Below are 25,432 nucleotides of genomic sequence, written 5' to 3'. Positions count from 1 at the left end.
ACGCCTCAAGATCTACAACCGTCACGAGACATAAATGATCGGCAAACCGATCTATCCGCGCAAGCGCCGTTGCAGTACTAGGCGTGTTTCATAAGCCTCCGCATCGGTGTAGCCGTGGGTGTTCAGCAGTGAGCGGAGCCCGATCTCGGCGGACTCGGGGTGATGTATCGGACCAGGGTGAGCGCTGGCCAACGGCAGCCGGTGGTCGTCTGCTTCAGCGCCGATATGCTCGAGCTGGACGTACGGGACGATGCCCAAGGACGAGACTCGATGGCGGGGCTCGGTGAAGTCGCCGGTCGTGATACGGACCAGGCGAACCTCACGCTCCTGCGCGAACGCGGAGTGTTCGATAAGGGACACGAGGCTCGCGTACCACCAGCACATCGTGATCGAGAGGATGTCGTTCGGCGGACCGGGGTCCTCTGTTCTCCCGTGCTTCTCGAGCTCGCGGGCGAACCGGTCGATAAGCGCTCGTGCCGGTCTCAGTCGTATCGCTCGACGAGCGCGTTGCCGATCGAGGCCAGGTGGTCTCGCACACCCGGGGGGCCGGTCACCTCGAGCCATTCGACCAGCCCGGCAAGCTCACCGGCGAGCGCGTACTCGTTGTGGCCGCGGATCACGACCTCGATGCGGCCGTCGGTCGTGGAACCTCCCACCTCGAGCCGACCGCCGAGCACCATCCGGAGCAGGCCTATCCCGTGGGGCGCGCATACCGCCTGGATCTCGAGGGGCGTTCGCTTGCGGTCGACCTCGTCGGCGATCTCGCGCCAGCTCTCGGCAAGGTCGAAGTCCTCGGGCCGGTGCACGGGATCGTCGGTCGGGTCGGCGGACGACACGCGGTCGATCCGGAAGGTCCGCCGGCCGGCCTCGGTGTTGGAGACGAGGTACCACGACGAACCTTTGGCGACGATGCCCAGCGGGTGGACGGTTCTCTCGGTTTCGGCGCCTTTGCGGTCGACGTAGCCGAGCCGCACCTGGACGCCGCGGATCACCGCGTCTTGGAGTTCGTCGAGGAAGCGAGGTGGTCGGTGCTCGACCCGACTCGACCCCCATCGTTGCGGGTCCATGACCAACGACGACGCCGCTGCCTCGGCCTGCACCCGGAAGGGCTCCGGCAGGGCATGGACGAGCTTGCGCAGAGCTGCTTTCACGGCCGGCGTCGCAGCCGACGCCTGGCCGGCAACCAAGAACAGGGCGCGGGCCTCACTCGCGGTCAACCCGGACAGGTCGGTGCGGGCGCCGCCCACGAGGCGCCAGCCGCCGCCTCGGCCCTGCGTGGAGTACACGGGCACCCCGGCCATGGCCAGGGCGTCGAGGTCGCGGCGGGCGGTGCGCTCGGAGACCTCCAGCTCTCGGGAGACCTCTGCTGCTGTCACCTGCTCGCGCCGTTGCAGCAAGAGGAGGATGGCCACCAGCCGGTCGGTTCGCACGCCGGCAACACTTCCACATGAAACCGGTCATGAGGTGACCGGTTTCGGTGGGCAAGATGGCGACACGACCTCACCGACGAGTCCCACTACCCACGACCGTATCGACTCTCGGCCTCTCAGGGTGCGCCGACGCTATCTTCGGGCACCTTCGTCTCCTGATCACCCCGAAAAGATAAAGAGGAAATGCAATGTTTGATCCAACCGATTTTCCCAAGCCCACCCTTATTTCAGTCAACGGTGTGGAACTCGAAGTCTTTGAAGCCGGCCGACAAAATGCAGGAAAACCCATTGTGCTCTGTCACGGCTGGCCAGAGCATGCCTTTTCTTGGCGCCATCAGGTGCCCGCCCTTGCCGCAGCGGGCTACCACGTCATCGTCCCAAACCAGCGGGGTTACGGCAACTCATCCCGTCCGACCGAAGTAACAGACTACGACATTGAACACTTGTCGGGTGATCTCATCGCACTTCTCGATCACTACGAATACGAAGACGCCACCTTTGTCGGCCATGATTGGGGTGCAGCTGTCGTTTGGGGAATGACCCTATTGCATCCAAACCGTGTAAATAAAGTGATCAACCTGAGCGTGCCTTACCTCGAGCGCGGAGAAAGGCCCTGGATCGAATTCATGGAAGATACGCTTGGCGGCGACTTCTATTTTGTCCACTTCAATCGACGGCCAGGCGTCGCAGACGCCGTGTTCGAAGAGAATACATTTCAGTTCCTTCGCAACATGTACCGGAAGAACGAGCCCCCCAGAGAGCCTCAGCCGGGTATGTCGTTGATCGATCTCGCCAGAGCAGAAACACCACTCGGTGAGCCCGTAATGAGCGACAGCGAACTGGCCGTTTTCGTCTCCGCCTTCGAATCGACAGGGTTCACGGGCGGTATAAATTGGTACAGAAACCTTGACCGCAACTGGCGCTTGTTGGCGGACGTGAACCCAATCATCCAACAGCCCACACTCATGATCTATGGCGACCGGGATGTGGTCCAGAAGTCTGAAAGACTGACAGATTTCGTACCTAATGCGGAAGCGGTCAGCCTGGATTGCGGTCATTGGATCCAGCAGGAAAAGCCGGAAGAAACAAACCAGGTGATTCTAAAGTGGCTGGACCAGCGGGATGCCACCTAGCGCGTGTTTCAGGAGTGCTGTGGGCCAGTCGCCCGACGGCCGTGACCAGCCGGCCCACAGAAGCATGCGTCGGTCATAGATGAACAGCGAGGTCTCCGGTAGACCGTTCAACGACCAAGAAGAACGAAACCGGAGACCTCGTGGCCACCATACCGGCGGCGAGGCGGCACGACCTGACCGACGCGCAGTGGGCGGCGCTACAGCCCCTGCTGCCCCACGGCCGGAAACCAGGGCGTCCGCCGAAGTGGGACAAACGCCAGCTCGTCGACGGGATCCGCTGGCGGGTTCGGGTCGGCTGTCCCTGGCGGGACGTGCCCGACCTCTACGGACCCTGGCAGACCGTGTACGGGCTGTTCCGCCGCCGGCAGCGCGGCGGGATCTGGCAGCAGATCCTCACTGGCCTGCAAGCCCACGCCGACGCGGCCGGGCTCATCGACTGGGACGTCACCGTCGACTCCACGATCACCCGTGCTCACCAGCACGCCGCCGGCGCCCGCACCCGGCCGCAGAAGCAGAAGGAGCCGCCCGGCGGCGTCGATGACGAGCCCGTCGACCACGCCCTGGGCCGTTCCCGCGGCGGCTGGACGACCAAGCTGCATCTGGCTTGCGAGCAAGGCCGGAAACCCCCCGTCGTGGTGGTGACCGGTGGGCAGCGCGGCGACAGCCCGCAGTTCACAAAGGTCCTGGCCTGTATCCGGGTGCCGCGCCCGGGCGGCGAGCGACCCAGGACCCGCCCTGGTCGGGTGTTGGCCGCCAAGGCGTACAGCTCGAACGCCAACCGGGAGCACCTGCGACGACGCGGGATCAAGGCGACGATCCCGATCAAGGACGATCAGGCCGCCGACCGGCGCAGGAAGGGGCCGAAGGGCGGACGACCACCGACCTTCGACCCCGAGATCTACAAGCAGCGCCACGCCGTGGAGTGCGGTATCAACCGGCTCAAACGGAACCGCGGCCCGGCCACCCGCTACGACAAGCTTGCCGTCCGCTACCAGGCCACCCACAACATCGCCGTGATCAACGAATGGCTCTGACCCACTTGTGAAACCCGCGCTAGGACGGACGATTCTGCTGGAGTTCGGTGTTCATGCGCAAAGCTTCGGCGAGCTGGTCTTCCAGGATGATGATGCGGCAGGCGGCTTCCAGGGCGGTGCCCTGGTCCAGGAGTTCGCGGGCGCGGGCGGCCAGGCGCAGCTGGTAGCGCGAGTAGCGGCGGTGGCCGCCCTCGGAACGCTGCGGCTCGATCAGTTTGGCGGCACCCAGATTGCGCAGGAACGCCGGGGTGACGCCGAGCATCTCGGCGGCCCGGCCCATGCTGTAGGCGGGGTAGTCCTCATCGTCGAACCGGTGACCGGAGACGTCACCCGATGTGGCGGGGAGCCCGTCGGCCCTGCCCGCGGTGTCGGCCTTACCGGCGGTTTCAGCCTTATCGGCGATGTCGCGGAGCCTGGACTCCGAGCGCACAGCCGACGTCATCGGTGCTTGATCCATACAACCTTCCCACAATGCCAATAGGGGCCCCGGCGCCATGACGCGCCGGGGCCCACGAGGTTCAACACCATCTACCGGCCCTGGGGCCGACCTGTCTCTTCCGCATTGGCCGCCCGATCTGGGCGGGGATGCGGGGATCGCATATGCGTGACCGTAGACCACCTTCCAATCCGTGGGACTGCGGTACCCGTGCGGCGAACATCAGCCGACAACGGGCGATCCTGATGGCGTTCAACACTCCCTTCGCTATCTGTGCTTCTTCGACCTCATGCATCACTTGGTGCAGCTGCGTCGTCCACGGCCGGGACCCTTCACCTGCTGTTAGCCCTGGCACGTCCGACGTCGGTACTTCTACCGTCGTGACAGCGCGTCCACGGCCAAGACCCTTCAACCGCCTGGTCTCGGCACGTCCGACCTTCTGCCCCTCTTCACTGCGTCGTCTTTTGTCGTCCATCTATCCACGCTCGTCCGGGCAGTTCGTCGTGATGCCTACGTCCTGCTCTGCCCTCGTGGATCCGTTCCTTGCGATGACAGGAACACTACCCCCACCAAGCGCGGATGTCTACTTCAGCCACTACAGATTTTCGGTACTGAGGAGCGAAGGCTGCGCCTTCATGTCGCCGGGAGCGGCTCCGCGACGGCATGCTCGACGCTGTCGCGCAGCTCAAAGCGGGCCGGCGGGCCGGTGCGGCGCAGCAACTGCCGCAGACCGTGAGGGACGCCCGCGAACAGGAGCCGGCCGGTGGCGGTGTCGCGGACGCGTTGGCGGGTGCGGGCCAGTACCGCCAGGGCGGTGGAGTCATAGAAGATCAGCTGGGAGACCGGCCCTGGAGGACGCCGGAGTGGGAGGTGCCGACGCACGAAGGACTACTTGTCACGTGGCGGTGGCTTCGGGAGCATCGGGCCACCACCCGCGGATCACGCCGGGACGTCAGCGTGGCGAAGAACGTCCTCGCTGTCGGGCGGTGTGAGAGGCGGGACCCCTGGCGGCGGTGGCGCGGTGCGGGTTCGGTCACGAAGGGTCGGTGGCGAGCTCTCGCCGGGCGGCGACGTGGCCCAGCACGCTTTTGAACCCGGCGTAGACCTCCTTCCCGAGAGCCCGGACGTGCTGGTCCTCGATGTCGGCCACGAGCGCGTCGGAGACCCGCATGAAGTCCAGCCCGCGCGGGGTCGGCATGATCAGCCGGGCCCGCCGGTCGGCCGGGTCGGGCGCGCGGCGCAGGTAACCCAGTTTCTCCAGCTCGTCGAGAATGGCGCCGGTGGTCTGCTTGCTGCGCCCGGTCAGCCGGACCAGCTCGCTCACCCCGATCCCCTCCTCGTCCAGGTAGGCCATCACCCCTCCGTGGCGCGGGCCGATGTCGTCGAACCCCAGCTCGGCCGCCCGCCGGAACAGCTCCTCCTGAACGCCGAACAGCAGCCTGGCGGCCAGCATCCCCAGGTCGGGCTCGGCCTCCTTGCGCGCGCTGCGCCCCACGGCCGTCCACCTCACATCCCGATTTAGTCCAAGTATTTGACAGTCAATATTTTGTACTACATGCTGATTCTCGTCTGACCACACGTGAGGAGTCAAGGATGACGACTGTGGAGCTCACCCGTTTTCGTGTCTCGCCTCAGCGCACCGAGGAGATGCTGGCCGCCAGGCCCGCCATGCTGGCAGGCTTCCGCGCGGACCGGCACGGATTCCTGGACGCCCGGCTGGTCCGCCTCCCCGGCGGCGAGTGGCTGGACATCGTGACCTGGCGAAGCCCCGAGGACTTCGCCGCCTCCCGGGCCAAGGGAGCGAACCTGCCGGAGATCCGGGCCTTCTTCGACACCATCGACGCACTCGTCGGCTCGGAGGAGGGCACGCTCGCGGACGACCGCGATGTCTGAGGTGACCGGCGTGCGAGGAACCGTCGCGGAGGGCTTCGAGGAGGTACGGGAGGAGTTCGCCTCCGTGCTCGCCGACGAGGCCGACGAGCACGGCGCCCAGCTCGCGGCGTACTGGAACGGGCGGCTCGTGGTCGACCTGTGGGCCGGGGAGGGGGTGGCGGGTGATTCGCTCACCGCCGTCTTCTCCTCCACCAAGGGCGCGGCGCACCTGGTCGTCGCGCTGCTGGTGCAGGACGGCACCCTGGACCTGGACCGGAGGGTCGCCCACTACTGGCCGGAGTTCGCCGCCGAGGACAAGGACGCGCTCACCCTGCGAGAGCTGCTCGCGCACCGCTCCGGCGTGATCGGCGTGGACGGCGGGTTCGGCACGGAGGAACTGGCCGACGACCGGCTGATCGCCGCGCGGCTGGCACGACAGCGGCCGTTCTGGAGTCCCGGAACGGCCTACGGCTACCACGCCTTCGTGATAGGCGCCCTCACCGGCGAGGTGGTACGCCGGGTCACCGGACAGTCGATCCAGGAGCTGTTCGAGGAGCGAATCCGGGTGCCCTACGGGCTGGACCTCTACCTCGGGCTGCCGGAGGAACACGAGCCCCGCTATCTCGCCGTACGGCCGATGCTGCTGACTCCGGAGCGGCTCGCCTGGTACGAGGCGAACGACTCCGACACGGGAGGGCTCATGGAGATCGCCTTCAACCGTGACGCCACTCCGCCCACGGACCTGGTGGAGTTCGTCAACACCCGTGCGGTGCGGGCCCTCGGCCCGGCCTCGGTGGGCGGGGTGGGCAACGCGCGGGGTCTGGCCGCGATGTACGCGGCGGCCGTCAGCGAGGTGGACGGCAGGTCTCCACTGCTCACGCCGGGCACCGTCGCGGAGTTCGCCCGGCCCCACTCGCCGGGCACCGATTTGGTGACCGGCGAGCGAGACCACTTCGGCCTCGGTTTCGAGGCGGAGGGCGTGCGATACCCGTTCCTGGGCGCGGACGCCTTCGGGCACAGCGGCGCGGCGGGCTCCGAGGCGTTCGCCGACCCGCGCAGCGGCGTCGCGTACGGCTACACGCGCCGTCGTTTCGCCTTCCCCGGCGGCGCCGCTCCGGAGAACGCGCGTCTGGCGGCGGCGATCCTGCGGGCGGCCGGATAGGGGCGGCCGGCACGGTCGAGGAGGGGTGGGGCGGCCGGTCGCGGCGAGTCGCGACCGGGGACGCAGCGCAGGGTCCTGCGCGCCGCACCACCGATGTTCCCCGGCTGGTGTCCGGTGGCGGGGAGGGACCGCGTTCGCGCGCCGGTCTACCCGAGTTCGCGCAGTGCCGAGGCCAGGCCCGCGGCCGTGGGGCGTTCCCAGAGCAGGCGGGCCGCCACCGGTCTGCGCAGGCCACCGCGCAGGCGGCCGAGCAGCGTCACCGCGAGCCGGGAGTCGCCGCCCGACTCGAAGAAGGCGTCGTGCGGGCCGATTCGCGGCTCGTCCAGCACCCGCCGGAAGGCCTCCAGCACCTCCAGCTCCAGCCGGTCGCGCGGCTCGTTCGCCCGGCTCCCGGCGCGGGCGGCCGAGGAGGCCAACCGGCGGCGGTCTATCTTTCCCGCGGTGGTCAGCGGCAGCTCGTCCAGCACGTGCACGGTCCCCGGCACCATGTAGCCGGGCAGCCGCCCGGCCGTCCACGTCCTGGCGTCCTTCGCCGTCACCGGAGAGGCGGCGGGGGAGGTGGCGGGGCCGGCGGCAGAGGTGGAGGTCGCCGAAACGGAGGCGGATCGCGAGGGGGATGCGGGGGCGGATTCCGGGGTGGAGGCGGCCACGTAGGCCACGAGCTGCTCGTCCTCCAGCGCCACCGCCGCGTCGTCCACGCCGGGACAGGCCCGCAGCGTCTGCTCGATCTCGCCCAGCTCGATCCGGTAGCCGCGATGCTTGACCTGGTGGTCCACCCGGCCGATGAAGTCGAGGCGGCCGTCGGGGCGCTGCCGCACCAGGTCGCCGGTCCGGTAGAGCCGTCCGCCGGACATCGGAGGCGGGGTTCCGGCCGACGTCGAGGGCGAGGGTCCGTCCGATCCCAAGAGCGGAGGTCCGTTCGATGCCGAGGACGGAGGTTCGTTCAGTGCCGACGGTGGCGGCACGTCCGGCGCGGTGGGCGGTGGTCCGGCGAGGGGGACGAACCGCTCGGCGGTCAGCGCGGGCCGCCGGTGGTAGCCGCGTGCCACGCCCGCGCCGCCGACGTGCAGCTCACCGGGAACCCCGTACGGCGCGACGCGTCCGGCGGCGTCCAGCACCAGCGCGTACGCCCCCGCCATGGGCAGCCCGATCGGCGGTACGCCCTCGCCGGGCGAGCAGTCGGCCAGGGTCGCGATGACGGTCGCCTCGGTCGGCCCGTAGGCGTTGACCATGCGCCGGCCGGTGCCCCAGCGCTCGACCAGCTCGGGGGTGCACGCCTCGCCGCCGGTCACCAGCACCCGCAGGCCGGGGAGCCGGTCGTCCCCGGGCAGCGTCGCGATCACCGAGGGAGGCAGCAGCACGGCGTTCACCTCGCGCTCCGACAGGCACCTGCTCAGCGCCCGGCCGACGAGGATGTTCCCCGCCTCCGGCACGCACAGGGTGCCGCCGGAGACCAGCGTGGTGAACACCTCCCACACCCAGGCGTCGAAGGTCGGCGGCGCGAACTGCAGCAGCCGCACCCCTGGGCCGATACCCAGCTCGGGGGCGAGGGCCATGACCAGGTTGCACGCGCCGGAGTGCTCCAGCAGCACCCCCTTGGGCAGGCCGGTCGAGCCCGAGGTGTAGATCATGTACGCGAGGTCGCGCGGCCCGGCGGGGGTGGGCGCGGCGGTCCTGGCGGGGTCGCGCCGGTCGAGGTCGAGGCGGCGCCCACCGCCCTCCGGCAGGCCGCCGAGGATCTCCCCGGTGCTCACCAGGACGGCCGCCGCCGCGTCGGACAGCAGGTACTCCAGCCGGGGGGCCGGTTGCGACGGGTCGAGCGCCAGGAACGCGCCGCCCGCGTACAGCACCCCGGCCACGACCGTGACCAGGCGGGCCGAGCGCGGCAGGCAGATCGCGGCCACGGTGCCGGGGCCCACGCCCTCGGCGGCCAGCCAGCCGGCCAGCTCCCGGGCGCGCTCGTCCAGTTCGCGATAGGTGAGCCGCCCGTCGTCCCCGTCCACGGCCGTCGCGTCGGGGGTGCGCCCGGCCTGGTCGGCGATCAGCGCGGCCAGGGTGGACCCCGGGGAGCCCGGGTCCACGGCGGCGGGCGGGCCCGCGATCGGGCCCGAGCGGTCGTCGAGCGGCAGATCGAGCACCGGCCGCGCGGGGGAGCGGGCCATCTCGCCGAGCAGCCGGGTCAGGCGGGCGGCCATCAGCTCGATCGTGGCGTGGTCGAAGACGTCGGTGGCGTACGTCAGGGTCGCCTGGAACCGGCCGCCGCCCCCGTCGCCTTCCCCGCTCCCGGTTCCGGTCTCGCTCCCGGCCGGTGCTCCGGTGGTGAGGCGCAGGTCCAGGTCGCAGGCCGTGCGCGGGGCGACGGGTTCCTCGTCGCCGAGCGGTTCGAGACGCAGCCCCGCCGCCTCGTGCGCGGTGGGACGGGGTACGACGCCGTACGCCACGTCGAACAGCGCGCCCCGGCTGGGGTCGCGGGGCGGGGCGACGGCGGAGGCCAGGTCCTGCAGCGGCAGCCGGTGCCGCCAGGCGTCGCCCGCGGCCCGCCCCAGGCGGGCGGAGAACGTGGCGAGGTCCGGGTCGCCGGACAGGTCGACGGGCAGGGGGACGAGATCGTCCAGCGGCCCGGCCGTCCCGGCGAACTCGTTCGGCTCCCCGCCGAGCAGCCCCGAGACGCGGCCGGGGGCGTGCGCGCCGATCGTGAAGCGCTCCTGCCCCGAGCAGCGCGACAGCAGGACGGCGAACGCCGCGAGCACCGCGAGGGAGGGGGCGCCCAGCTCGGGCGGTACGGCCACCTCGAAGCGGTGCGCCCCGCCCGCGCCGGAGCGGCGCCCGGGGCGGGGGCGGTCGGTGGCCGGTTCCAGCGGCGGCACGTCCCGCAGCGCCTCGCGCCAGAACTCCCGCCTGTCGCCCGCCACCTCCGCGCCGCCCCCCACGGCCGGTACGGAGGTGGCGGACATCGCGTCCCGCCTGCCGGCGGGTGGCGCGTTCCGGTTGCCGGTGGGTGACGCGGGGGCGCCCGGGGCCGTGGCGGGCGGGCGGGGGAAGTCGTCCTCGGCGGGTATGCGGGGCGTGCCGGGCAGGCGCGGGGAGCCGTTCTCGACCCGGGCCCGGTACAGCTCGGCCAGGTCGGCGGCCAGCACGGCGACCGACCCCTCGTCCGCGACGCACGGGTGCATGCGCAGCACCAGCACGTGCTCCCGGGAGCCGAGCGCCAGCAGGGAGACGCGCGCCAGCGGCCCCGTCACCGGGTCGAACGGCCGGGCCTCCACCTCGGCCAGCGCCGCGCCGAGCTTCTCCGGCTCGACCGGCACCGCCTGCGGCGCGGGCAGCGCCCCGGCCGCCACCACCGGGCGGGGGCCGTCGCCGCGGGTGGGCAGGGCCCAGCGCAGCACCTCGTGCCGTGCGGCCAGGTCGCCGAGCGCCGAGCCCAGCGCCTTCTCGTCGAGGGGGCCGGTCAGCCGCAGCCGCAGGGAGACCCCGTCGGGTACGGCGTCGCCGCGGATCCGGTGTTCCAGCCAGGCCCGTTCCTGGGCGGGCGAGAAAAGTCTCACTGGTTGCCTCCGGGCAGGTTCAGGCGGAGCCACTCCAGCTCCTGCTCGATCATGCTCTGGAAGTTCGCGGGGGAGATCATCGAGTACGGCATGTGCGCCTCGCCCCAGTAGCTGACCAGCCGCACCTTCTTGGCCTGCCTGGCCAGCGCCGTGTACATCTCCTCGGAGCCGGTGTGGGTCAGGTAGTCACGCTCGCCGTGCAGCATGAGCACCGGCGTCTTGATCTTGCCCGCGTGCAGGAGCGGGCTGTTGCGCACGTACCTCTGCGGGTCCTCCCACGGCGGCTTGCCCAGCCCGAACTCGAACGCGGGGTCCTCGATGTAGGCGGGCGCGAACCACTCCTGCGCGCGCGGCGAGTAGCGGAAGCGGGAGTCGAACACGCCGTAGCTGCTGATCACGTCGGAGAAGCCGGAGATCGCGATCGCGGCCTTGAACCGGTCGGTCTGCGTCACGAGGCTGTGCACGTTGTAGGAGCCGAAGGAGTGACCCAGCACCGCCAGCCGCTTCGGGTCGGCCACGCCCTCGTCGATCGCGGCGTCCACCGCGTTCATGATCGGCTTGGTGGGCCAGGTCATCGGCTCGGCCGCGGCCTTGCCCTCGGGGCGGGGGATCGACGGGACGAGCACGGCGTAGCCGCGGGCCGCGAGGAACTGCAGGGTCAGGTAGCTCGGGTTGTTCACCTGGAACTCCGGCACGTCCTCCAGGGTGGAGACGATCCGGGTGCCGTACACGTTGACCACGAGCGGGTGGCGCTGCCCGTCGCGGTGGCCCGGAGGCAGCAGCAGCGCGCCGGTCAGCTTCTCCCCGTTCGCTCCCTTGTAGGTGACGAGCTCGCGCTTCGGGGGCGTCACCTGGGCGAGGTGGCCGTTCAGCGAGAGCCGCTGGGTGTGGCGCCCGGCGTGGGAGGTCCACAGCGCGGTGCCCTGGTCGCCGCCCGCCCCGAAGACCGCGGTGCGGTTCGCGGGGGAGTATCCGGCGATGCCCGCGTCGGGGTGGGGCAGGGGGAGCGGGGTCAGCGAGGGCGAGGCGCCGGGCGCCAGCTCGTACAGGCCGCCCTTGGCGTCACGCGCCAGCACCAGGGGGAAGTCGCGGTCGAGGCGGGGGTTGGCCGGTTCGGCGCCGCCCCGGTCGGTGGGCCGCACACCGTTGCGCCTGACGCCGTCGTCCAGCGGCCACGCCAGCTCCGCGAGCGGGGCGGCGGCGGTGGCGTTCAGGTCACGCGCCTGCCCGGTGCGCGGGTCGATCAGCCACGCGCGCCCGTCGGCCACGCCCAGCACGCCGCCGGGCACCGGTACCAGCTCCAGCGGCGGGACCTTGAACCGCGAGGTCAGGTCGCGCGGCGCGGCGGCCGGGTCGGCGGGGTTAAAGGCCCACCAGTCCTGGCGAGCCATTGGATCGGCGGCGTCTTTGATATTTACCCCGCGTACCAGCGGGGTTCCCGCGCCCCACAGCAGGCCCGTGGCCACCAGCCGGTCGGCGGCCAGCGGCGCGGCCTTTCCCCCGGCGGCGGGTACGAGGTAGGCGGTGAACGGGTCGGGCGTCTCGGGGGTGGCCTTGCCGACGATCAGCAGCCGGGAGCCGTCGGCCGCCCAGCGGGGCTGCACGGTGACCGAGGGGCTCGGCACGTCGCCGACCACGCGCGGCCCCGCGCCGGAGGCGGAGGCGATCGCCAGCTGGGTGCGCCGCTCCATGATGCGCTTGAGCTGCCCGGCGCGCGCCGGGGTGGGGCCGAGGTCGTCCACGCGGGCGATGAGCCGCCCGGTCGGGTCGGCCACCAGGTTGCCCGCCGTGTAGGTGCGGGCCGGGCCCGCCGAGGTGATCTTTCCGGTGACGGCGTCGACGACGGCGATCTCCTCGTCCAGCTCGTCCTGGCCCTGGGTGGCGGAGCCGTCGAGCACGGAGGCGGTGGTCTCCTTGCCCCGCTCGACCTTGGCCCACTGCTTCGGGGCGGCGCGCTGGGCCTCCAGCCACTGCCCGTACTCCAGCGCCCAGCGGCCGGGGTTCACCATCGGGGCGATCACCCGCCGCGCGTCCAGCCACTGGATCAGGTAGCCCGAGGCGTTCGTCATCGTCTGCACCCCGCGCGGGGTCAGCTTGCGGGTCTTGCCCGTCTCGCGGTCCCACACGTGCAGGAAGACGTCGTCGCCGCCCCGGGTGGAGGCGAAGGCCAGCATGCGCCCGTCGGGCGACCACACCGGGTTGTAGTGACCGGTGCCGTCCTTCGCGCCGTGCGTCACGTCGCGCGCCGGGCCCTGGCCGTCCGCCACCCAGATGTCCGCGCGCTCGTTTCCGTCGACAAATGATGCGCCATATCGGCTCGACTCGCTCGGCCCGCGTTTCACGACCGCCGCCACCGATTTACCGTCGGGGGACGGGGCGACCTGACCGAGTTTCTTCGTGGTCATGAAGTCCTGCATCGTGAACGGTCGCGCGGCCCCCGCTGCGGCGGGTCGTTCCGCTGACGGGGAAGCCGGTGGCGAGGCGCCTCCCACCAGGGCGGCGGCCGTGAGCAACGACAGGACGAGCTTGACACGTAGCACCATGGGAGGACGATAACCATGTCGCCGGAAACGCGGAAAAACGCTCGGACGGGCCTCCGGCGGGCGGCCTATAATCCCGCCCTCGCCTTAATCGGGACGGCACGCGGGTTATTCAGGTCCGTCCCGCAGGTAATCGGGCCCGCCGGTAATCGAGCCATCCCGCCGGCGAGATGACTTCTGCCGGAAAATTCTCCGAGGAATGGGAAGTTCCTAAATGACTGCTGTCGATCTGGCCGATGCCGATCTGCACGTCGGCGACAGACCCCACGAGGTCTTCCGCCACCTGCGAGACAACGACCCGCTCTACTGGAACCCCGACGGCAAGGAGCCCGGCTTCTGGTCGGTCACCCGGTACGAGGACTGCGTGAACGTCCAGAAGGACCCCCAGACCTTCAGTTCCAACCAGACCAACACCCTCGGCCCGCACCGCAACACCGGCGACCAGGGATCCGGAAAGATGATCAACACGACGGACCCGCCCCGCCACACCGAGCTGCGCAAGCTGGTCAACAAGTGCTTCACCCCCCGGGCGATCGCCGCCCTGGAGCCGTACCTGCGCTCGGTCGTCAAGGATGTGTTCGCCGACGCGCTGGAGCAGGGGGAGTGCGACTTCGCGACCGTCGTGGCGGCCCTGCCCGTCGCGGGCATCTCCGCGCTGCTGGACGTGCCGCGCCAGGACTGGGACCTGATGCTCAGGCTCACCTCCACGGCGTTCGGCTCGCACGACAGCGAGTACCAGATGACCTCCGACGTGCGCGCCAACGCCGCCCAGGCGCACGGCCAGCTCCTGCTGTACTGCCAGGGCCTGGTGGAGAAGCGCCGCGCGTCGCCCGGCGACGACATCGTCAGCCTCCTCGCCCGCTCCCAGGACGCGGGGGTGCTGAGCGAGGAGGAGTGCCTGCTCTTCTTCGACGTGCTGATGCTCGGCGGCAACGAGACCACCCGGCACGCCGCCGTCGGCGGGCTGCTGGCCTTCATGGAGCACCCCGACCAGTGGGACCGGCTGCGCAAGGAGCCCGAGCTGGTGCCCAACGCGGTGGGCGAGCTGCTGCGCTGGACCTCGCCCAGCCGCCACGTGCTGCGCCGCGCCGCCCGCGAGACCGAGCTGCACGGCAAGACCATCCACCCGGGCCAGGACGTCGTCATCTGGCACACCTCCGCCAACCGCGACGAGCGCGTGTTCGACTCCCCGGACGTGTTCGACGTCGGGCGCCCGCGCAGCTCCCGCAGCGGGCACGTCGCGTTCGGCTCCGGCCCGCACTTCTGCCTGGGCGCCGCCCTCGCCGAGCTGGAGCTCACCGTCTTCCTGGACGAGCTCGCCAACTCGGTGTCGGGGGCGGAGCTGCTCGGGCCGCCCGACTATCTGCGCTCTCCCGTCATCAACGGCGTCAAGCACGTCCAGGTTCGGCTCCATCCCATGGGGTAGAAGCGGGGACCATGAACTCACTCACCTGGGATCAGGTCCACGCGCGGCGGCTGGCCCGCCACCACCTCGTGAAACCCGTCTCCGGCGACCTGCGCAAACCCGTCCGCGACGTGTGCGGGGTGCAGTCGCAGGTCGCCGCCGCGGCCGAGCTGGCCATCGGGTCACGGGTGAAGGGCGCCACGCAGGAGCAGGTTCGCGCGGAGCTGTACGACAAGAAACGTCTCGTCAAGACGTACAGCCTGCGCGGCACCCTGCACGTGCACGCCGCCGACGAGCTGGCCCTGTGGATGGCGGCCATGCGCTGGAAGCCCTACTGGCGCGCCAAGGACAGCTGGCACGCCCACCACGGGCTGACCGCCAAGCAGGGCGAGGCCTTCGTCGACGCGGTCCGCGAGGCGCTGGACGGCGAGTGCCTGACCCGCGAGGAACTGGCCAAGGAGGTCTCGGGGCGCGTCGGCGCGTGGGCCAAGGACAAGCTCGCCTCCAACTGGGGCGAGCTGCTGCGTCCCGTCGCCTATCTCGGCGTGCTCTGCTTCGGGCCCGTACGGGGCGCCAAGGTCACCTACGTCAGACCTGACCGGTGGGCGGGGCTGAAGACCGAGGTCAAGGACCAGCCCGATCCCGAGGAGTCGGCGATGGAGATCGTGCGCCGCTACCTGCGCGCGTACGGCCCCGCCACCCACCAGGACCTGGCCCGCTGGTTCGCGCTCAGGCCGCCCGAGGCGCGCGAGGCGCTGGAGTCGCTCGGCGACGAGGTCGCCCAGGTCGAGGTCGAGGGGCGCAAGGCGTTCGTCCTGGCCGCCGACGAGGGCCGCTGGCCGTCCGACCCGAGCTGCCTGCGGCTGCTGCCGCAGTACGAGGCGTACGTCCTCGGCAGCGGTCCCAAGGAGGTCGTCGTGCCCAAGGACACCGCCGGGCGCGTCTTCGAGCACGGCAGGGGCAGGTACGAGGGCGCGGTCGCCCACCAGATCATGCTGGTCGACGGGGTCGTCTCCGGGATGTGGGAGCGCAGGGAGAAGGGCGGCAAGGTCGAGATCAAGCTGGAGTCGTTCGTCAAGCTCGACTCCGGCCAGAGCAAGGAGCTGGAGCGGGAGGTCGAGCGCGTCGGCCGCTTCTACGGCGCCGAGGCCACCCTGTCCATGGGCAAGCTCACCGGCAGGAAGCGCTGAGTTCCTCCCGGGCCGCCCTGTCCATGGGCAGGCTCAGCTGGGTTCCTCCCGGGCCACCCGCTGACCGGTGGGCACGCGGGCGCGAGGGAGTCCGGCTCCGGCCTCCCTCGCCGGGCCTCCCCGGCGACTTACCGGCAGGTGCCGAGGTCTCCCCGTATCGCGCGCAGCACCGCCCGGCGCTGGGTGTGGATGAAGAAGTGCCCGCCCGGCAGCAGCCGCAGCCGGAACGCCGACCGCGTCTGCGCGCTCCACGCGCTCAGCCCGGCCGCCGTCGTGGTCGGGTCCCCGTTCCCGCCGAACACCGAGATCGGACAGGCCAGCGGCGGCTCGTCCTCGTGGACGTACGACTCCGCCGCGTTCAGGTCCGCCCGCAGCACCGGCATGATGAGGCTCATCAGCTCCGTGTTGCCGATCACCTCCGGGGGGATGCCGTCCAGGCGGTGCAGCACCCGCATCAGGTCCTCGTCACCGAGCTGCCCGAGTCGCGGCATGCCGTCGCGGGCCTGGGGGGCGTTCCAGCCCGACACGAACAGCCGTCCCGGACCCGGCAGCCCGCGCGAGCGCAGCCGCCGCGTCACCGTGAACGACACCAGGGCGCCCATGCTGTGCCCGAACAGCGCGAACGGCAGCGGGTCCAGGCGCGACAACCCGTCGATCACCGGATCGACGATCATCGACAGCTTGTGCGGCGGCTTCTCCGAGATGCGGGTCTCCCTGCCCGGCGAGCGCACCGCCCACAGCTCCACGTCGCCGGGGAGCAGGTCGGCCCAGCCGCGGAACGTCGTGGCGCCGCCTCCCGCGTTGGGCACGCAGACCAGCCGCGCGCGGGGCCGTTCCGGCCGGTGCAGCGGCACCAGCCAGCTCGCGGGATGGGTCACAGAGGTCGCGGAGGTCATGGGGGCCACGGAACGCGCGGAGGTGGCAGAGGTCGTGGAAACAGTCATCGCGGAACCGCCAGGGATCGTGCGGAGTCCCGGGCACGCTCGCAGGCGGCGACCAGGTCCGCCAGGGACTGGGTGGGGAACATGTGTGCCGCGTCGCCCGGCCGGTACATCCTCTCGGGCTTCAGGCACGACTCGATGAGCAGCCCGTCCGCGCCGTGCGCCGCGGCGGCCAGCGAGGCCGGAGCCACCAGCGAGGCCGAGCCGGTGCTGTGGCTGGGGTCGAAGACCACCGGCAGGTCGGTACGGGCGCGCAGCGCGGCGATCGCCCCGAACCCGGGCTGCGGCGGCGTCCCGGAGGCGCCCGCGCAGAGCACCACGGCGGCGTTGCCCCGGGTGAGGACGAACTCCGCCGCCCGCAGCCAGTCGTCCAGGCTCGCCCGGGAGCCCCGCATCAGCAGTACGGGCCTGGGTTGGGCGCCCAGCTCGGCGAGGAGAGGGCGGTTGTCCAGCTGCCGCCCGTCCACCTGCAGGCAGTCGGCCACCTCGGCGACCGCCTCCACCTCGCGCGGGTCGCACACCTCGGTGATCACGGGGATGGCCGCCGCCCGCCGGACCTCCGCGAGCGCCTCCAGGCCCCGCACTCCCTTGCCGGGGAAGTGATAGGGGCTACTGCGCGTCTTGGACAGCCCGGCCCGCAGGGCGTGCGCCCCCTGCGCCCTGACCGCCAGGGCCGTCTCGACCGCGTCCTCGACCGACTCCAGCGCGCACGGCCCCGCCGCCCACCACAGCCGAGGCCCCCCGACCGCCTCGCCGATCGTCACCTCGCGCGGTGCCACGCCGCTGTCGCGCCGTACCAGCCAGTGGCCGTCGGGGGTCGGGCGGCGGGCCAGTACGGCGGGCGAGGCGGGTACGCGGGCGAGGGACTCGTCGCCGCTCACCACGACGAAGACCCTTCCGGACAGGCTGATCGGCCAGGCGGTGACGTCCTCGTGCGCCCCGGCCAGCGCGGCCACCTCCTCGGCGACCTCGGCGGGGGTGCCGGGCCGGAGCTCGATCAGCACGCCGGGACCCCCGCGCCGATCTCCTCCCGCCAGGCCGCGATGCTCTCGCCCAGCGCGGCGACGTCGGGCCCGTGCCGCAGCACCCCGGTCGTGACCGGCAGGACGGCCCGTCCCGGGGCCTCGGCGGCGACGGCGACGAGGTCGCGGGTGTCGCGCCCGGCCCGGCCGAGGCCCGGCAGCTCCACGACCGCCGACGGCATGCGGGCCACCAGGTCGAGGGCCTCCTCGCGGGTGGCCCCGACCACGGCCGCGGCCGCCACGCCGTGCTCGTCGTTCCATTCCCGCACCTCGTCGGCGGTGCGCTGCGCGACGGTGCGCGATCCGGTCACGGCGCCCTGCACCCCGCCGGCCGCGTGGTTGGAGGTGCGTACGAGCACCATGACCAGCGTCCCGCTGTCACGGGCCCGGTGCAGCAGCGGGTCGAGGGCGGCGAAGCCCATGAACGGGTTCGCCGTCACCGCGTCTCCGCCCAGCACGCTGCCGTGGCCCAGGTAGAGGTCGGCGTAGGAGTCCATCGTGTCGTCGGCGTCGCACACCTTCGCGTCCAGCGCGGCCAGCGAGCCCCGCTCGTGCACGCCGTCGACGACCTCGCGCAGCAGGGCCGTGCCCGCGGCGCCGAAGCGGGCGAAGAACGGCACCTGGATCCGGTAGACGGACACCCGCTCGCCCGCGGCCTCCAGCACCGCCGCGCACATCCGCCGGGCCCCGTCCACGTCGTCGCCCATCCTCCACGCCTCCAGCCACTTGGGGGAGGGGGCGATCCCCAGGCAGAGGGCGGATCGGGCCTTGAGCAGTTCGGTCCATATCGGTACGGCAGCCATGGACCCATTGCACACACTCGCGCCGGGGAGCGCATCGCGGGCGCTCCCCGGCGGGACTCCTTCGGCTAAAATCTCCGCCCCGTGCCGCCATTTTGTTGATCTACGTTGTAAAGGCGACCGGCCGGAGGATCCCCCTGCCCGTCGGTTACGTCTCACCGGGTGCAGCGTGCGCCGTTCCTGGGCGGGGTCAGGTCGACGAGATAGCGGGTGACGGTGTCGTCGACGCAGGAGGAGAGGCCGGTGGCGTAAACGGTGTGCCCGTCGGCGTCGTAGGTCAGCAGCACGGCGGAGGGCATGTTCCCGGCGACCTCCCTGGCCCAGCGGTACGGTGTGCGCGCGTCCCGGGTGTGGCTGATCAGGACGATGGGCCCGGCGCCCCTGGCGCGGGCCGGGGTGGGCGCGACCGCGGGTGAGGGCAGGAAGGCGCAGGTCAGGTTGGTGCCGTCGGAGAGGCGGTCGATGCGGCGGATCTGCCCGGCGAGCCGTTCGTAGTCCCTCAGGTTCCTGGAGTGGGGCCGGTCGAGGCAGTTGACCACGCTCGTCACCTCGTCGACGGGCAGGGACACCGAGGGGGTGCTGAGCTGGACCCGAAGGTCCGCGAGCGGGGTTCCGTCCCCGTCGGCCGCCGCCCCCAGCGCGGTGGACAGCCCCCGCCAGGAGGAGGGGTCGATGAGGGTGCCGCCGATCACCGCTCGCACGGTGTCGGCGTCGAGGTCGTACCTGCCCGCGCGCAGGGGCTTGGCCTTCGCCCGCGCGATCACCTTGTCGATGGCGGTGAGAACGCCCTTCGCGCTGCCCGCCGGGCAGGCCATCCGGGGGTCGCGGGCGCACGCGCGGGCGAAGGCGTGCAGCGCCGCGGTGCGGGCCCTGGCGCTGTGGACGGAGTCGGTGTCCCAGCCCAGGTGCGCGGTGTCGATGCCGTCGAGCACCATGGCGCGGACGCGGCGCGGGAAGCGGTCGGCGTAGCGCTGGCCGATGTTCGTGCCGTAGGAGTAGCCGAGGAAGCTGATCGTGTCCTGGCGCAGCGCCGCGCGCAGCAGTTCCAGGTCGGTGACGACGTTGGCGGTGCCGACGTGGGGCAGGACGTCCTTGCCGGTGCCGCGCGCGCACGCCTGGACGATGAGCCGGTAGTACGGTGCGACCTCGCCCACCAGCGGCAGGTCGGCGCGGGGCTTTCCGATGGGTTTGTCGCCCGCCCGCAGGCTGCAGTCGATGGCGGGCTTGCTGCCGCCCACCCCGCGGGGGTCGAAGCTGACGACGTCGAAGCGCTCGCGGATCTGTGCGGGCCAGGTCTCGTGGAAGGTGCGCACCATCCAGGTGCCGGACTGTCCGGGCCCTCCGGCCGCGGCGACGAGCGTCCCGATCCGCTGGTCGGGCTTGCTCGCCGGGGCCTTGATCAGGGGGAGGGTGAAGGTCTTGCCGTTGTCGGGGTCGGCGTAGTCGACGGGCACCGTGAAGGTCGCGCATCTGAACAGGCCGCAGCGTCTCCACTTCGGAGCCTTCTTGATGAAACGTTCCAAACGGGCGTCGGACGCCGGACCGGGAGCGGTGGCGAGGGTCCTGGCTCCGGAGGTGTTCGCCGCGGTGTTCGGTACGTCGGCCGAGGCGGGACCGGCCCCGAGGCCCGCCATGGCCGCCGCGGCGGCCAGCGCCGCCACGATCCCTGTCCATCGGCGCGGCGCTCCGCCGCTTCTCACCATTCTCATCGGCTTTTCGCCGTTCATGTTCTCTCCTTTGGGTCGGTCCCGATCGGTCCTGATCGGTCCGCCCCACCTGCGGGTGGAGTCGAGGTTCACCGGATGGCAGGAAAGAACTTCGGGTAAGAAAATGAAGATCCTTCCGCTTGTATCTACCTTTGTAGGCATTTCGAGTTGCAGGCCGCTTTCGTGGCGCTTGACAGGCGGCTTTCAACGCGAACGGAAGTGATTTCTCAGGTGATTCACGGGGACAGGGGGGCACGCGAGCCGTCCGAGCCGTCCGAGCCGTCGCGTTGCCCTCGCAAAGCAGGTCGACCAGCTCATCAGCGCCGGACGTGCGCCGGTTGAGCACGGCTTCGCCGCGCTCAAGACCTGGCGCATCCTCACCAAGGTCCGCATGCACGCCCGTCATGCCGCCCAGCCGATGCGGGCCCTGATGGTGCCGGCCTTGATGGTGCCGGCCTTGATGGTGCCGGCCTTGATGGTGCCGGCCTTGATGGTGCCGGCCACCATCGAGCACACCCACTGACAGACGATCGACGCGCGTGATTCCCGCCTGCTACCAGAAAGGAAAGACTCCTGCCCGATCACGCCAGAGCCCTGACCAGCAAACGGTCGGCACAAGCAAGGCACGACAAGCTTTGGACAAGCCGGCGTGGCTAGCGTGCACCGCAGCTAAGTCGGGAGTCGCCATGCCTTCTTCAGTGTCAGCCGGTCCGCGAATGCGTTTGGGCAGGAGAGATGGCGGCTCTTTCCAAATAGCGTGCGGAGTATTGATCGCGTTGGGTGGCGCGCTGACAGCCTTCGTCTTCAACGCGATCTATGCAAAGGGCTGGATCGATATGGAGGTTTACCGGGAAGGCGGAGCGGCGGTACTGCGGCGTACCTCTGTCTACGACTTGGTCGTAGGTGAAAATTGGATGAAGTTCACCTATTCGCCGTTCGCGGCGATGCTGTTCACGCCTCTAGCCTTGGTTGGAATGGAGATCGCCGTCGCCCTCTGGGTGCTGATCTCCATACTCGCCCTTGAGGCGGTGATATGGATTCTCGTCGGCCGCACCGCGGTGAAGCACCGTAGCCGCCGGGCAACTCACACGTTGTTGGTCGTTGTCGCGATACTTCCCTTGTACCCGGTAACGCTAACGCTGTGGAATGGGCAAATAGGTATTATTCTGCTACTGGTGATAGTCGTAGACCTGACGCACGGCAAAGAAAAGTGGCGCGGCATAGGAACGGGTATTGCCGCCGGTATCAAACTCACCCCGCTGATATTCATCCCCTATCTTCTCGTCACGCGTCGTTTCCGGGCCACCCTGATGGCCGGCCTTGGTTTTCTCGGCACAGTGATCCTCGGATTCCTGCTGCTGCCTGCCGATTCACGTGATTACTGGGGTGGTGCGTTTTTCGACACGCAGCGGGTGGTCGCCGAGCAGGGCGCGAATTTTTTCAATCAATCGCTTCGCGGCGTGCTCATGCTCATTCCCGGCTCTTGGCCCACCGTGCCTCTCTGGCTCGCCCTGTGCGCGGTAGTCGGCACGGGTGGACTTTTGGTCGCCGCATGGACCGCGAAGAAGGCGGATGAGCTCGCCGGAATCACCGCCTGCGCCATCGTGGGGCTGCTTGTTTCACCCGTTTCCTGGCCGCACCATTGGGTCTGGTGCATACCGCTCCTGGTGCTCTGGGCACAGCGCGCTCAGCGCGTGGACGCTACGCTTGAGAAGGTGGGCGTGGGGTTCCTGTGGTTCATCTTTCTGCTGCCTGGATACATCACTCTGGCGACACTTCTAATATATCCATCCCACGCCGGAATGTGGCTGACGTTGCTGATGGGTAGTTATCCGCTCAGCGGATTGCTGACATTGCTGGCGCTTGCGATTTATTTTGGCCGGAGCGATTGGCGGCAGAGAAGGCGCGGGTCAGGCGACGGCTAGAGACCTTCAACGGTCAGGGTCATATGGCCTGGCCTCGGCGTGAGTTGGCAGCCGGTCGTCGCGAAACCACCTGAAGTGCATGAGGTGTCCCGAGAGACCGCTCGGCGTCACGACCGGCCGAGTCAACGGCTCAGGTCGTCAACGACTCCGGTGGTCGACGAATCCAGTCGGGCAGGACGGCGTACAGATGGACGGCGATCTCCTCCGGTTCGACGTCAAGACTCCCCCCGACGGCGGCTGAGAAGACGCCGTTCACCCCGGAGGCCGTGTAGACGTCCTCGATCGAGTCGTGAGCGTCGGACTCTCGCTCGCCACCGCCGAAGTCGCGCCGCAGACTGCGGACCTGGTCCACGAGGAGATCGCCGATACCCGGCAGCCCGCTTGGCGACTGCCAGGTCGAAGCCAGCAAAAACAGGCTCCTGCGCTGCCGAAGACTGTCAAGCATGGCGTTCAACGTCGCCAGTGCCACAGTGGTCGGATCCGCGCCCAGCTGCCGATCGCTGAGGTCCAGGGTCCGAAGGGCGCGGAAATCGTCCGCGATCACATACACCGCGGCCTCCTCGAGCGAGTCGAAGTGGTTGTAAAAAGTGGCGCGGTGGATGCCCGCGGCCTCCGCCAAGGCGGAAACCGAAGGGCACGACTGCGTCCGCAGCATGAGGTCGGCCAGCGCGTCCGCGATCGCCCGTCGCGAGCGGGTGAAGCGCGGGTCCGCTCCAATCGCCGAAGGCTGATCACTCACCATGGGCGCACACTACTCCGAGAGCGATCACCTGGCCTCGCACCCCTGGTCTTCGGCGGCCTCCTTCGCGATCCGCGCCATCGGCGAGGACGGCGTCGACAACCTCCTCGGCGTCGGCAACGTCGTTCACCACCACCTTCGCGCGACGCGCGGCCAACGGCTCGGCACGAGCCCGGCCCAACCCCCTGCCGGCTCCCGCAACGATCGCCACTCGACCACTGAGATCCACCCCGGACATGACACTCCTTCGACGGGTTCACTCTCGACGCTACCACTATTCGACATCTGTCGATTAGCGGCCTACGGTGGGTGCCGCAACGAATCGCCGAGTAAGGAAGCAGCATGTCGAGAACCGACAGCACCACCTCTCCTACGGCTCCTACGGCAACCGCGGACAAGCTCGCCGTGGTGGAGACCCTCTACCGATACGCCGCCGGCCTTGACCTGCGTGACAGGGCTCTTCTCGCATCCGCGTTCGCGGATGACGCGGTGGCCGATTTCGGGCCTGCCACGAAAAAAGCCGGCCACGAGTACCCTCCGGTGGAAGGCGGGGAGATCATCGCCGCGGCCCTGTCGGACTCACTCAGCCACCTGGACACGACTCAGTAACCCGCGGGTAAGCCTCGACGGCGACAGGGCGCACCTGGAAGCGATCATGGCGTGCCAGCACCTGCCCCGAGACGACCACTCGCGCCACGTTCTCATGACGAACCGGTACGACGTCGACCTGGTACGGCAGGGCGAGGTTTGGCTCATCCAGCGCGTTACGGTCGACAACGCCTGGACCGAAGGTGATCCCACCGTCCTCTCCGGCATCTAGAAACACCCGCAGGACGCGTCGAGCCGCCGGTCCTCGTCACCACTGGTCACCACCGCCCGCCGTTCGTCCCAGCCGGCAGGCTCGTAGCGTTACATATCGGCTTCGCCCTCGCCTTCGCCTGCCATCCTGGCGTCCCGGAGTCCCGGAGTCCCACCTCGCCGGCATCCACCGCATTCACCCTGCCGCACGCCGGACCACCACGGACCGGTGTCGGCCGAACGCGCACCACACCACGAGAACGGAACACACCATGACCGAGACGCTCGAAATCACCACCCTCCGCCCAGCCCCGGGCCGCACCGCCCGTGACTTCGTCGAGGCGAACGCCGACATCGACGCCTACCTCAAGCGACAACCCGGATTCCTGTGGCGGCGCATCGTCGAGACCGGCGACGGACGCGTCATCGACATCGTCGCCTACGACAGCCCGCCGCACGCGCGCGCCGGTGCCGCCGGCATCACCGGTGAAATGGCGGGCTCTCCCGTCCACGCCACGATCGACCATGACAGCGTGGACTGGCAGCTCACCACCGCGCTCCACCACCTCGCGTGACGGAGAGACCAGCATGCCGTTCGCCGACGAACTCATCAGCCGCCACACCGTTCAGAGCCTCACGCGCGCCATTCAGGTGGCCGCTCCGGACGCCGACCTCACGGCACTCCGCGCGGCGTCCCGGCAGATCGGCCCGCTGCCCCTGCGGCAGCGGGCCGACCTGCTGCGCGACGCACTGCTGACGGACCTGCCGGGCGACTACGCCACACTCGCCCGGACCGTGCGCATCGCCCGCGACAACGCGCCGCACCTCACCGGATGGCTGATCTGGCCGCTCACCGGCGCTGTCGCCACCCGCGCCGTCCAGGAAGGCGGGGCGACGGCCTTCGACGACGCGATGGACCTCCTCGCGAGCCTCACCGGGCGCCTCTCCTCGGAATTCGCCATCAGAACCCTGCTACGGCACGATCTCGACCGGGCCCTCGGCGCCGTCGTCGGAGGCTGGACCGGCTCAGCCGACGCCGACGTCCGCAGGCTCGCCTCCGAAGGCACCCGCCCCTACCTTCCCTGGGCGGTACGGGTGCCGGACATCATGGCTCGTCCCGGGGTGACCGTGCCCATCCTGGACGCCCTGTACCGGGACGAGAGCGAGTACGTGCGGCGCTCGGTCGCCAACCATCTCAACGACCTCAGCCGTGACCACCCCGAGATCGTTCTCGGCGCGGCCCGCCGCTGGCTGGACCGTCCCGGCGCCACCACCGAACGCCTGGTACGGCACGGGCTGCGCACGCTCGTCAAGCGCGGCCACCCCGGCGCCCTGGAACTGCTCGGCTTCGCCCCCGCGGCCCTGGAGGTCGACGGACCCCGTCTGGACCGGGACACCATCCCGATCGGCGGCAGTGTCCGCTTCACCGCCTCGATCCGCAACACCGGCGAAGCCCCGGCGCGGCTCATGATCGACTACATCGTGCACCACCGCAAGGCCAACGGCGGCCGGACCGGCAAGACCTTCAAACTCACCACCCGCACCCTCGCACCGGACGAACAGATCCACGTCACGCGGGAGCACTCGTTCCGCCCGATCACGACACGCCGCTATCACCCCGGGCGGCACGCGATCTCCCTGCAGATCAACGGAGTCGAGTCCGACCGGGCCGACTTCGAACTGGCCGCCCCGGACACACCGTGATGCGGAAAGCGTGCCGCTCCACCACACCGCCGAGACCCGTGTTCCGG

The 25,432-nt window shown here is 70.2% G+C and carries 22 protein-coding genes; 11 read left to right on the top strand and 11 right to left on the bottom strand.

Going from position 1 to position 25,432, the window contains the following annotated elements; all coding sequences use genetic code 11:
• Positions 1-482: 482 nt before the first annotated feature.
• Positions 483-1,430, bottom strand: a complete 948-nt coding sequence (locus ACSDR0_RS32985) for a helix-turn-helix transcriptional regulator (protein ID WP_435292831.1) — start codon at positions 1,428-1,430, stop codon at positions 483-485.
• Positions 1,431-1,618: 188 nt separating this feature from the next.
• Between ACSDR0_RS32985 and ACSDR0_RS32980 the strand changes: the two genes are divergently transcribed.
• On the top strand, positions 1,619-2,563 hold the full coding sequence (locus ACSDR0_RS32980; RefSeq protein ID WP_435292830.1) for an alpha/beta fold hydrolase: 945 nt from the start codon (positions 1,619-1,621) through the stop codon (positions 2,561-2,563).
• Between the two features lie 140 nt (positions 2,564-2,703).
• Positions 2,704-3,597 (top strand): IS5 family transposase, encoded by an 894-nt coding sequence (locus tag ACSDR0_RS32975; protein WP_435292829.1) that lies wholly within the window; start codon positions 2,704-2,706, stop codon positions 3,595-3,597.
• A 19-nt stretch (positions 3,598-3,616) separates the two neighbouring features.
• Here the strand turns inward: ACSDR0_RS32975 and ACSDR0_RS32970 are convergent, their stop codons facing one another.
• From ACSDR0_RS32970 to ACSDR0_RS32960, 3 genes are all read right to left on the bottom strand, one after another.
• Positions 3,617-3,877 carry a MerR family transcriptional regulator gene (locus ACSDR0_RS32970; RefSeq protein WP_435292835.1) on the bottom strand — a complete coding sequence of 87 codons (261 nt, stop codon included), beginning with the start codon at positions 3,875-3,877 and terminating at the stop codon, positions 3,617-3,619.
• A gap of 789 nt (positions 3,878-4,666) precedes the next feature.
• Positions 4,667-4,915, bottom strand: coding sequence for a hypothetical protein (locus tag ACSDR0_RS32965; protein ID WP_435292828.1), 249 nt, complete (start codon positions 4,913-4,915; stop codon positions 4,667-4,669).
• Between the two features lie 151 nt (positions 4,916-5,066).
• A complete protein-coding gene (locus tag ACSDR0_RS32960) occupies positions 5,067-5,528 on the bottom strand; it encodes a MarR family winged helix-turn-helix transcriptional regulator (RefSeq protein WP_435292827.1) in 462 nt (153 codons plus the stop codon).
• Positions 5,529-5,626: 98 nt separating this feature from the next.
• Between ACSDR0_RS32960 and ACSDR0_RS32955 the strand changes: the two genes are divergently transcribed.
• Both ACSDR0_RS32955 and ACSDR0_RS32950 read left to right on the top strand, forming a co-directional pair.
• Positions 5,627-5,926: an antibiotic biosynthesis monooxygenase gene (locus ACSDR0_RS32955; protein ID WP_435292826.1), complete on the top strand. Its 300-nt coding sequence runs from the start codon at positions 5,627-5,629 to the stop codon at positions 5,924-5,926.
• Positions 5,927-5,936: 10 nt separating this feature from the next.
• Positions 5,937-7,067 carry a serine hydrolase domain-containing protein gene (locus ACSDR0_RS32950; RefSeq protein ID WP_435292825.1) on the top strand — a complete coding sequence of 377 codons (1,131 nt, stop codon included), beginning with the start codon at positions 5,937-5,939 and terminating at the stop codon, positions 7,065-7,067.
• A 146-nt stretch (positions 7,068-7,213) separates the two neighbouring features.
• On the opposite strand, the gene ACSDR0_RS32945 is transcribed toward ACSDR0_RS32950, so the two are convergent.
• Entirely contained in the window at positions 7,214-10,615 is a 3,402-nt protein-coding gene (locus ACSDR0_RS32945; RefSeq protein ID WP_435292824.1) for a non-ribosomal peptide synthetase, read from the bottom strand.
• The gene (locus ACSDR0_RS32940) at positions 10,612-13,158 is read right to left on the bottom strand and encodes a S9 family peptidase (protein WP_435292823.1); all 2,547 of its coding nucleotides are present in this window, start codon (positions 13,156-13,158) and stop codon (positions 10,612-10,614) included. The genes ACSDR0_RS32945 and ACSDR0_RS32940 overlap by 4 nt, the downstream gene beginning before the upstream one ends.
• Positions 13,159-13,369: 211 nt before the next feature.
• On the opposite strand from ACSDR0_RS32940, the gene ACSDR0_RS32935 reads away from it, so the two are divergent.
• Positions 13,370-14,581 carry a cytochrome P450 gene (locus ACSDR0_RS32935; RefSeq protein ID WP_435292822.1) on the top strand — a complete coding sequence of 404 codons (1,212 nt, stop codon included), beginning with the start codon at positions 13,370-13,372 and terminating at the stop codon, positions 14,579-14,581.
• 11 nt (positions 14,582-14,592) lie between these two features.
• Positions 14,593-15,750 carry a winged helix DNA-binding domain-containing protein gene (locus ACSDR0_RS32930; protein ID WP_435292821.1) on the top strand — a complete coding sequence of 386 codons (1,158 nt, stop codon included), beginning with the start codon at positions 14,593-14,595 and terminating at the stop codon, positions 15,748-15,750.
• Positions 15,751-15,878: 128 nt separating this feature from the next.
• Here ACSDR0_RS32930 and ACSDR0_RS32925 read toward each other — a convergent pair whose 3' ends face one another.
• From ACSDR0_RS32925 to ACSDR0_RS32910, 4 genes are all read right to left on the bottom strand, one after another.
• Positions 15,879-16,646 carry a thioesterase II family protein gene (locus tag ACSDR0_RS32925; RefSeq protein WP_435292820.1) on the bottom strand — a complete coding sequence of 256 codons (768 nt, stop codon included), beginning with the start codon at positions 16,644-16,646 and terminating at the stop codon, positions 15,879-15,881.
• Positions 16,647-16,690: 44 nt separating this feature from the next.
• Positions 16,691-17,695: a 3-deoxy-7-phosphoheptulonate synthase gene (locus ACSDR0_RS32920; RefSeq protein ID WP_435292819.1), complete on the bottom strand. Its 1,005-nt coding sequence runs from the start codon at positions 17,693-17,695 to the stop codon at positions 16,691-16,693.
• Positions 17,689-18,516: an orotidine-5'-phosphate decarboxylase gene (pyrF, locus tag ACSDR0_RS32915; protein ID WP_435292818.1), complete on the bottom strand. Its 828-nt coding sequence runs from the start codon at positions 18,514-18,516 to the stop codon at positions 17,689-17,691. Before pyrF ends, ACSDR0_RS32920 begins: the two co-directional genes overlap by 7 nt.
• A 152-nt stretch (positions 18,517-18,668) precedes the next feature.
• Positions 18,669-20,240 carry an alpha/beta hydrolase gene (locus ACSDR0_RS32910; RefSeq protein ID WP_435292817.1) on the bottom strand — a complete coding sequence of 524 codons (1,572 nt, stop codon included), beginning with the start codon at positions 20,238-20,240 and terminating at the stop codon, positions 18,669-18,671.
• 746 nt (positions 20,241-20,986) lie between these two features.
• On the opposite strand from ACSDR0_RS32910, the gene ACSDR0_RS32905 reads away from it, so the two are divergent.
• Positions 20,987-22,144 (top strand): glycosyltransferase 87 family protein, encoded by a 1,158-nt coding sequence (locus ACSDR0_RS32905; RefSeq protein WP_435292816.1) that lies wholly within the window; start codon positions 20,987-20,989, stop codon positions 22,142-22,144.
• Between the two features lie 130 nt (positions 22,145-22,274).
• Here ACSDR0_RS32905 and ACSDR0_RS32900 read toward each other — a convergent pair whose 3' ends face one another.
• Positions 22,275-22,763, bottom strand: a complete 489-nt coding sequence (locus tag ACSDR0_RS32900) for a TetR/AcrR family transcriptional regulator (RefSeq protein ID WP_435292815.1) — start codon at positions 22,761-22,763, stop codon at positions 22,275-22,277.
• Between the two features lie 462 nt (positions 22,764-23,225).
• On the opposite strand from ACSDR0_RS32900, the gene ACSDR0_RS32895 reads away from it, so the two are divergent.
• The 4 genes from ACSDR0_RS32895 (at position 23,226) to ACSDR0_RS32880 (ending at position 25,385) form a co-directional block, all read left to right on the top strand.
• On the top strand, positions 23,226-23,492 hold the full coding sequence (locus ACSDR0_RS32895; protein ID WP_435292814.1) for a nuclear transport factor 2 family protein: 267 nt from the start codon (positions 23,226-23,228) through the stop codon (positions 23,490-23,492).
• Positions 23,493-23,538: 46 nt separating this feature from the next.
• The gene (locus ACSDR0_RS32890) at positions 23,539-23,703 is read left to right on the top strand and encodes a hypothetical protein (RefSeq protein WP_435292813.1); all 165 of its coding nucleotides are present in this window, start codon (positions 23,539-23,541) and stop codon (positions 23,701-23,703) included.
• Between the two features lie 250 nt (positions 23,704-23,953).
• Positions 23,954-24,256, top strand: coding sequence for a hypothetical protein (locus tag ACSDR0_RS32885; RefSeq protein WP_435292812.1), 303 nt, complete (start codon positions 23,954-23,956; stop codon positions 24,254-24,256).
• 13 nt (positions 24,257-24,269) lie between these two features.
• Positions 24,270-25,385, top strand: a complete 1,116-nt coding sequence (locus tag ACSDR0_RS32880) for a DNA alkylation repair protein (protein WP_435292811.1) — start codon at positions 24,270-24,272, stop codon at positions 25,383-25,385.
• The last annotated feature ends 47 nt before the right edge of the window (positions 25,386-25,432 follow it).

Source organism: Streptosporangium sp. G11 (genome assembly GCF_051192615.1).
Taxonomy (GTDB): domain Bacteria; phylum Actinomycetota; class Actinomycetes; order Streptosporangiales; family Streptosporangiaceae; genus Streptosporangium.
Note: the sequence above shows the minus strand (reverse complement) of the source record. Positions and strands in the feature narration are given on the sequence as shown.

What these genes read in the sequence shown, in the direction of transcription:
- ACSDR0_RS32970 (WP_435292835.1), bottom strand. Translation starts at nt 3,877, where the DNA reads ATGGGCCGGGCCGCCGAGATGCTCGGCGTCACCCCGGCGTTCCTGCGC.
- ACSDR0_RS32925 (WP_435292820.1), bottom strand. Translation starts at nt 16,646, where the DNA reads ATGACCTCCGCGACCTCTGTGACCCATCCCGCGAGCTGGCTGGTGCCG.
- ACSDR0_RS32880 (WP_435292811.1), top strand. Translation starts at nt 24,270, where the DNA reads ATGCCGTTCGCCGACGAACTCATCAGCCGCCACACCGTTCAGAGCCTC.
- ACSDR0_RS32890 (WP_435292813.1), top strand. Translation starts at nt 23,539, where the DNA reads ATGGCGTGCCAGCACCTGCCCCGAGACGACCACTCGCGCCACGTTCTC.
- ACSDR0_RS32885 (WP_435292812.1), top strand. Translation starts at nt 23,954, where the DNA reads ATGACCGAGACGCTCGAAATCACCACCCTCCGCCCAGCCCCGGGCCGC.
- ACSDR0_RS32980 (WP_435292830.1), top strand. Translation starts at nt 1,619, where the DNA reads ATGTTTGATCCAACCGATTTTCCCAAGCCCACCCTTATTTCAGTCAAC.
- ACSDR0_RS32910 (WP_435292817.1), bottom strand. Translation starts at nt 20,240, where the DNA reads ATGAACGGCGAAAAGCCGATGAGAATGGTGAGAAGCGGCGGAGCGCCG.
- ACSDR0_RS32955 (WP_435292826.1), top strand. Translation starts at nt 5,627, where the DNA reads ATGACGACTGTGGAGCTCACCCGTTTTCGTGTCTCGCCTCAGCGCACC.
- ACSDR0_RS32935 (WP_435292822.1), top strand. Translation starts at nt 13,370, where the DNA reads ATGACTGCTGTCGATCTGGCCGATGCCGATCTGCACGTCGGCGACAGA.
- ACSDR0_RS32940 (WP_435292823.1), bottom strand. Translation starts at nt 13,158, where the DNA reads ATGGTGCTACGTGTCAAGCTCGTCCTGTCGTTGCTCACGGCCGCCGCC.
- ACSDR0_RS32930 (WP_435292821.1), top strand. Translation starts at nt 14,593, where the DNA reads ATGAACTCACTCACCTGGGATCAGGTCCACGCGCGGCGGCTGGCCCGC.
- ACSDR0_RS32895 (WP_435292814.1), top strand. Translation starts at nt 23,226, where the DNA reads ATGTCGAGAACCGACAGCACCACCTCTCCTACGGCTCCTACGGCAACC.
- pyrF (WP_435292818.1), bottom strand. Translation starts at nt 18,516, where the DNA reads ATGGCTGCCGTACCGATATGGACCGAACTGCTCAAGGCCCGATCCGCC.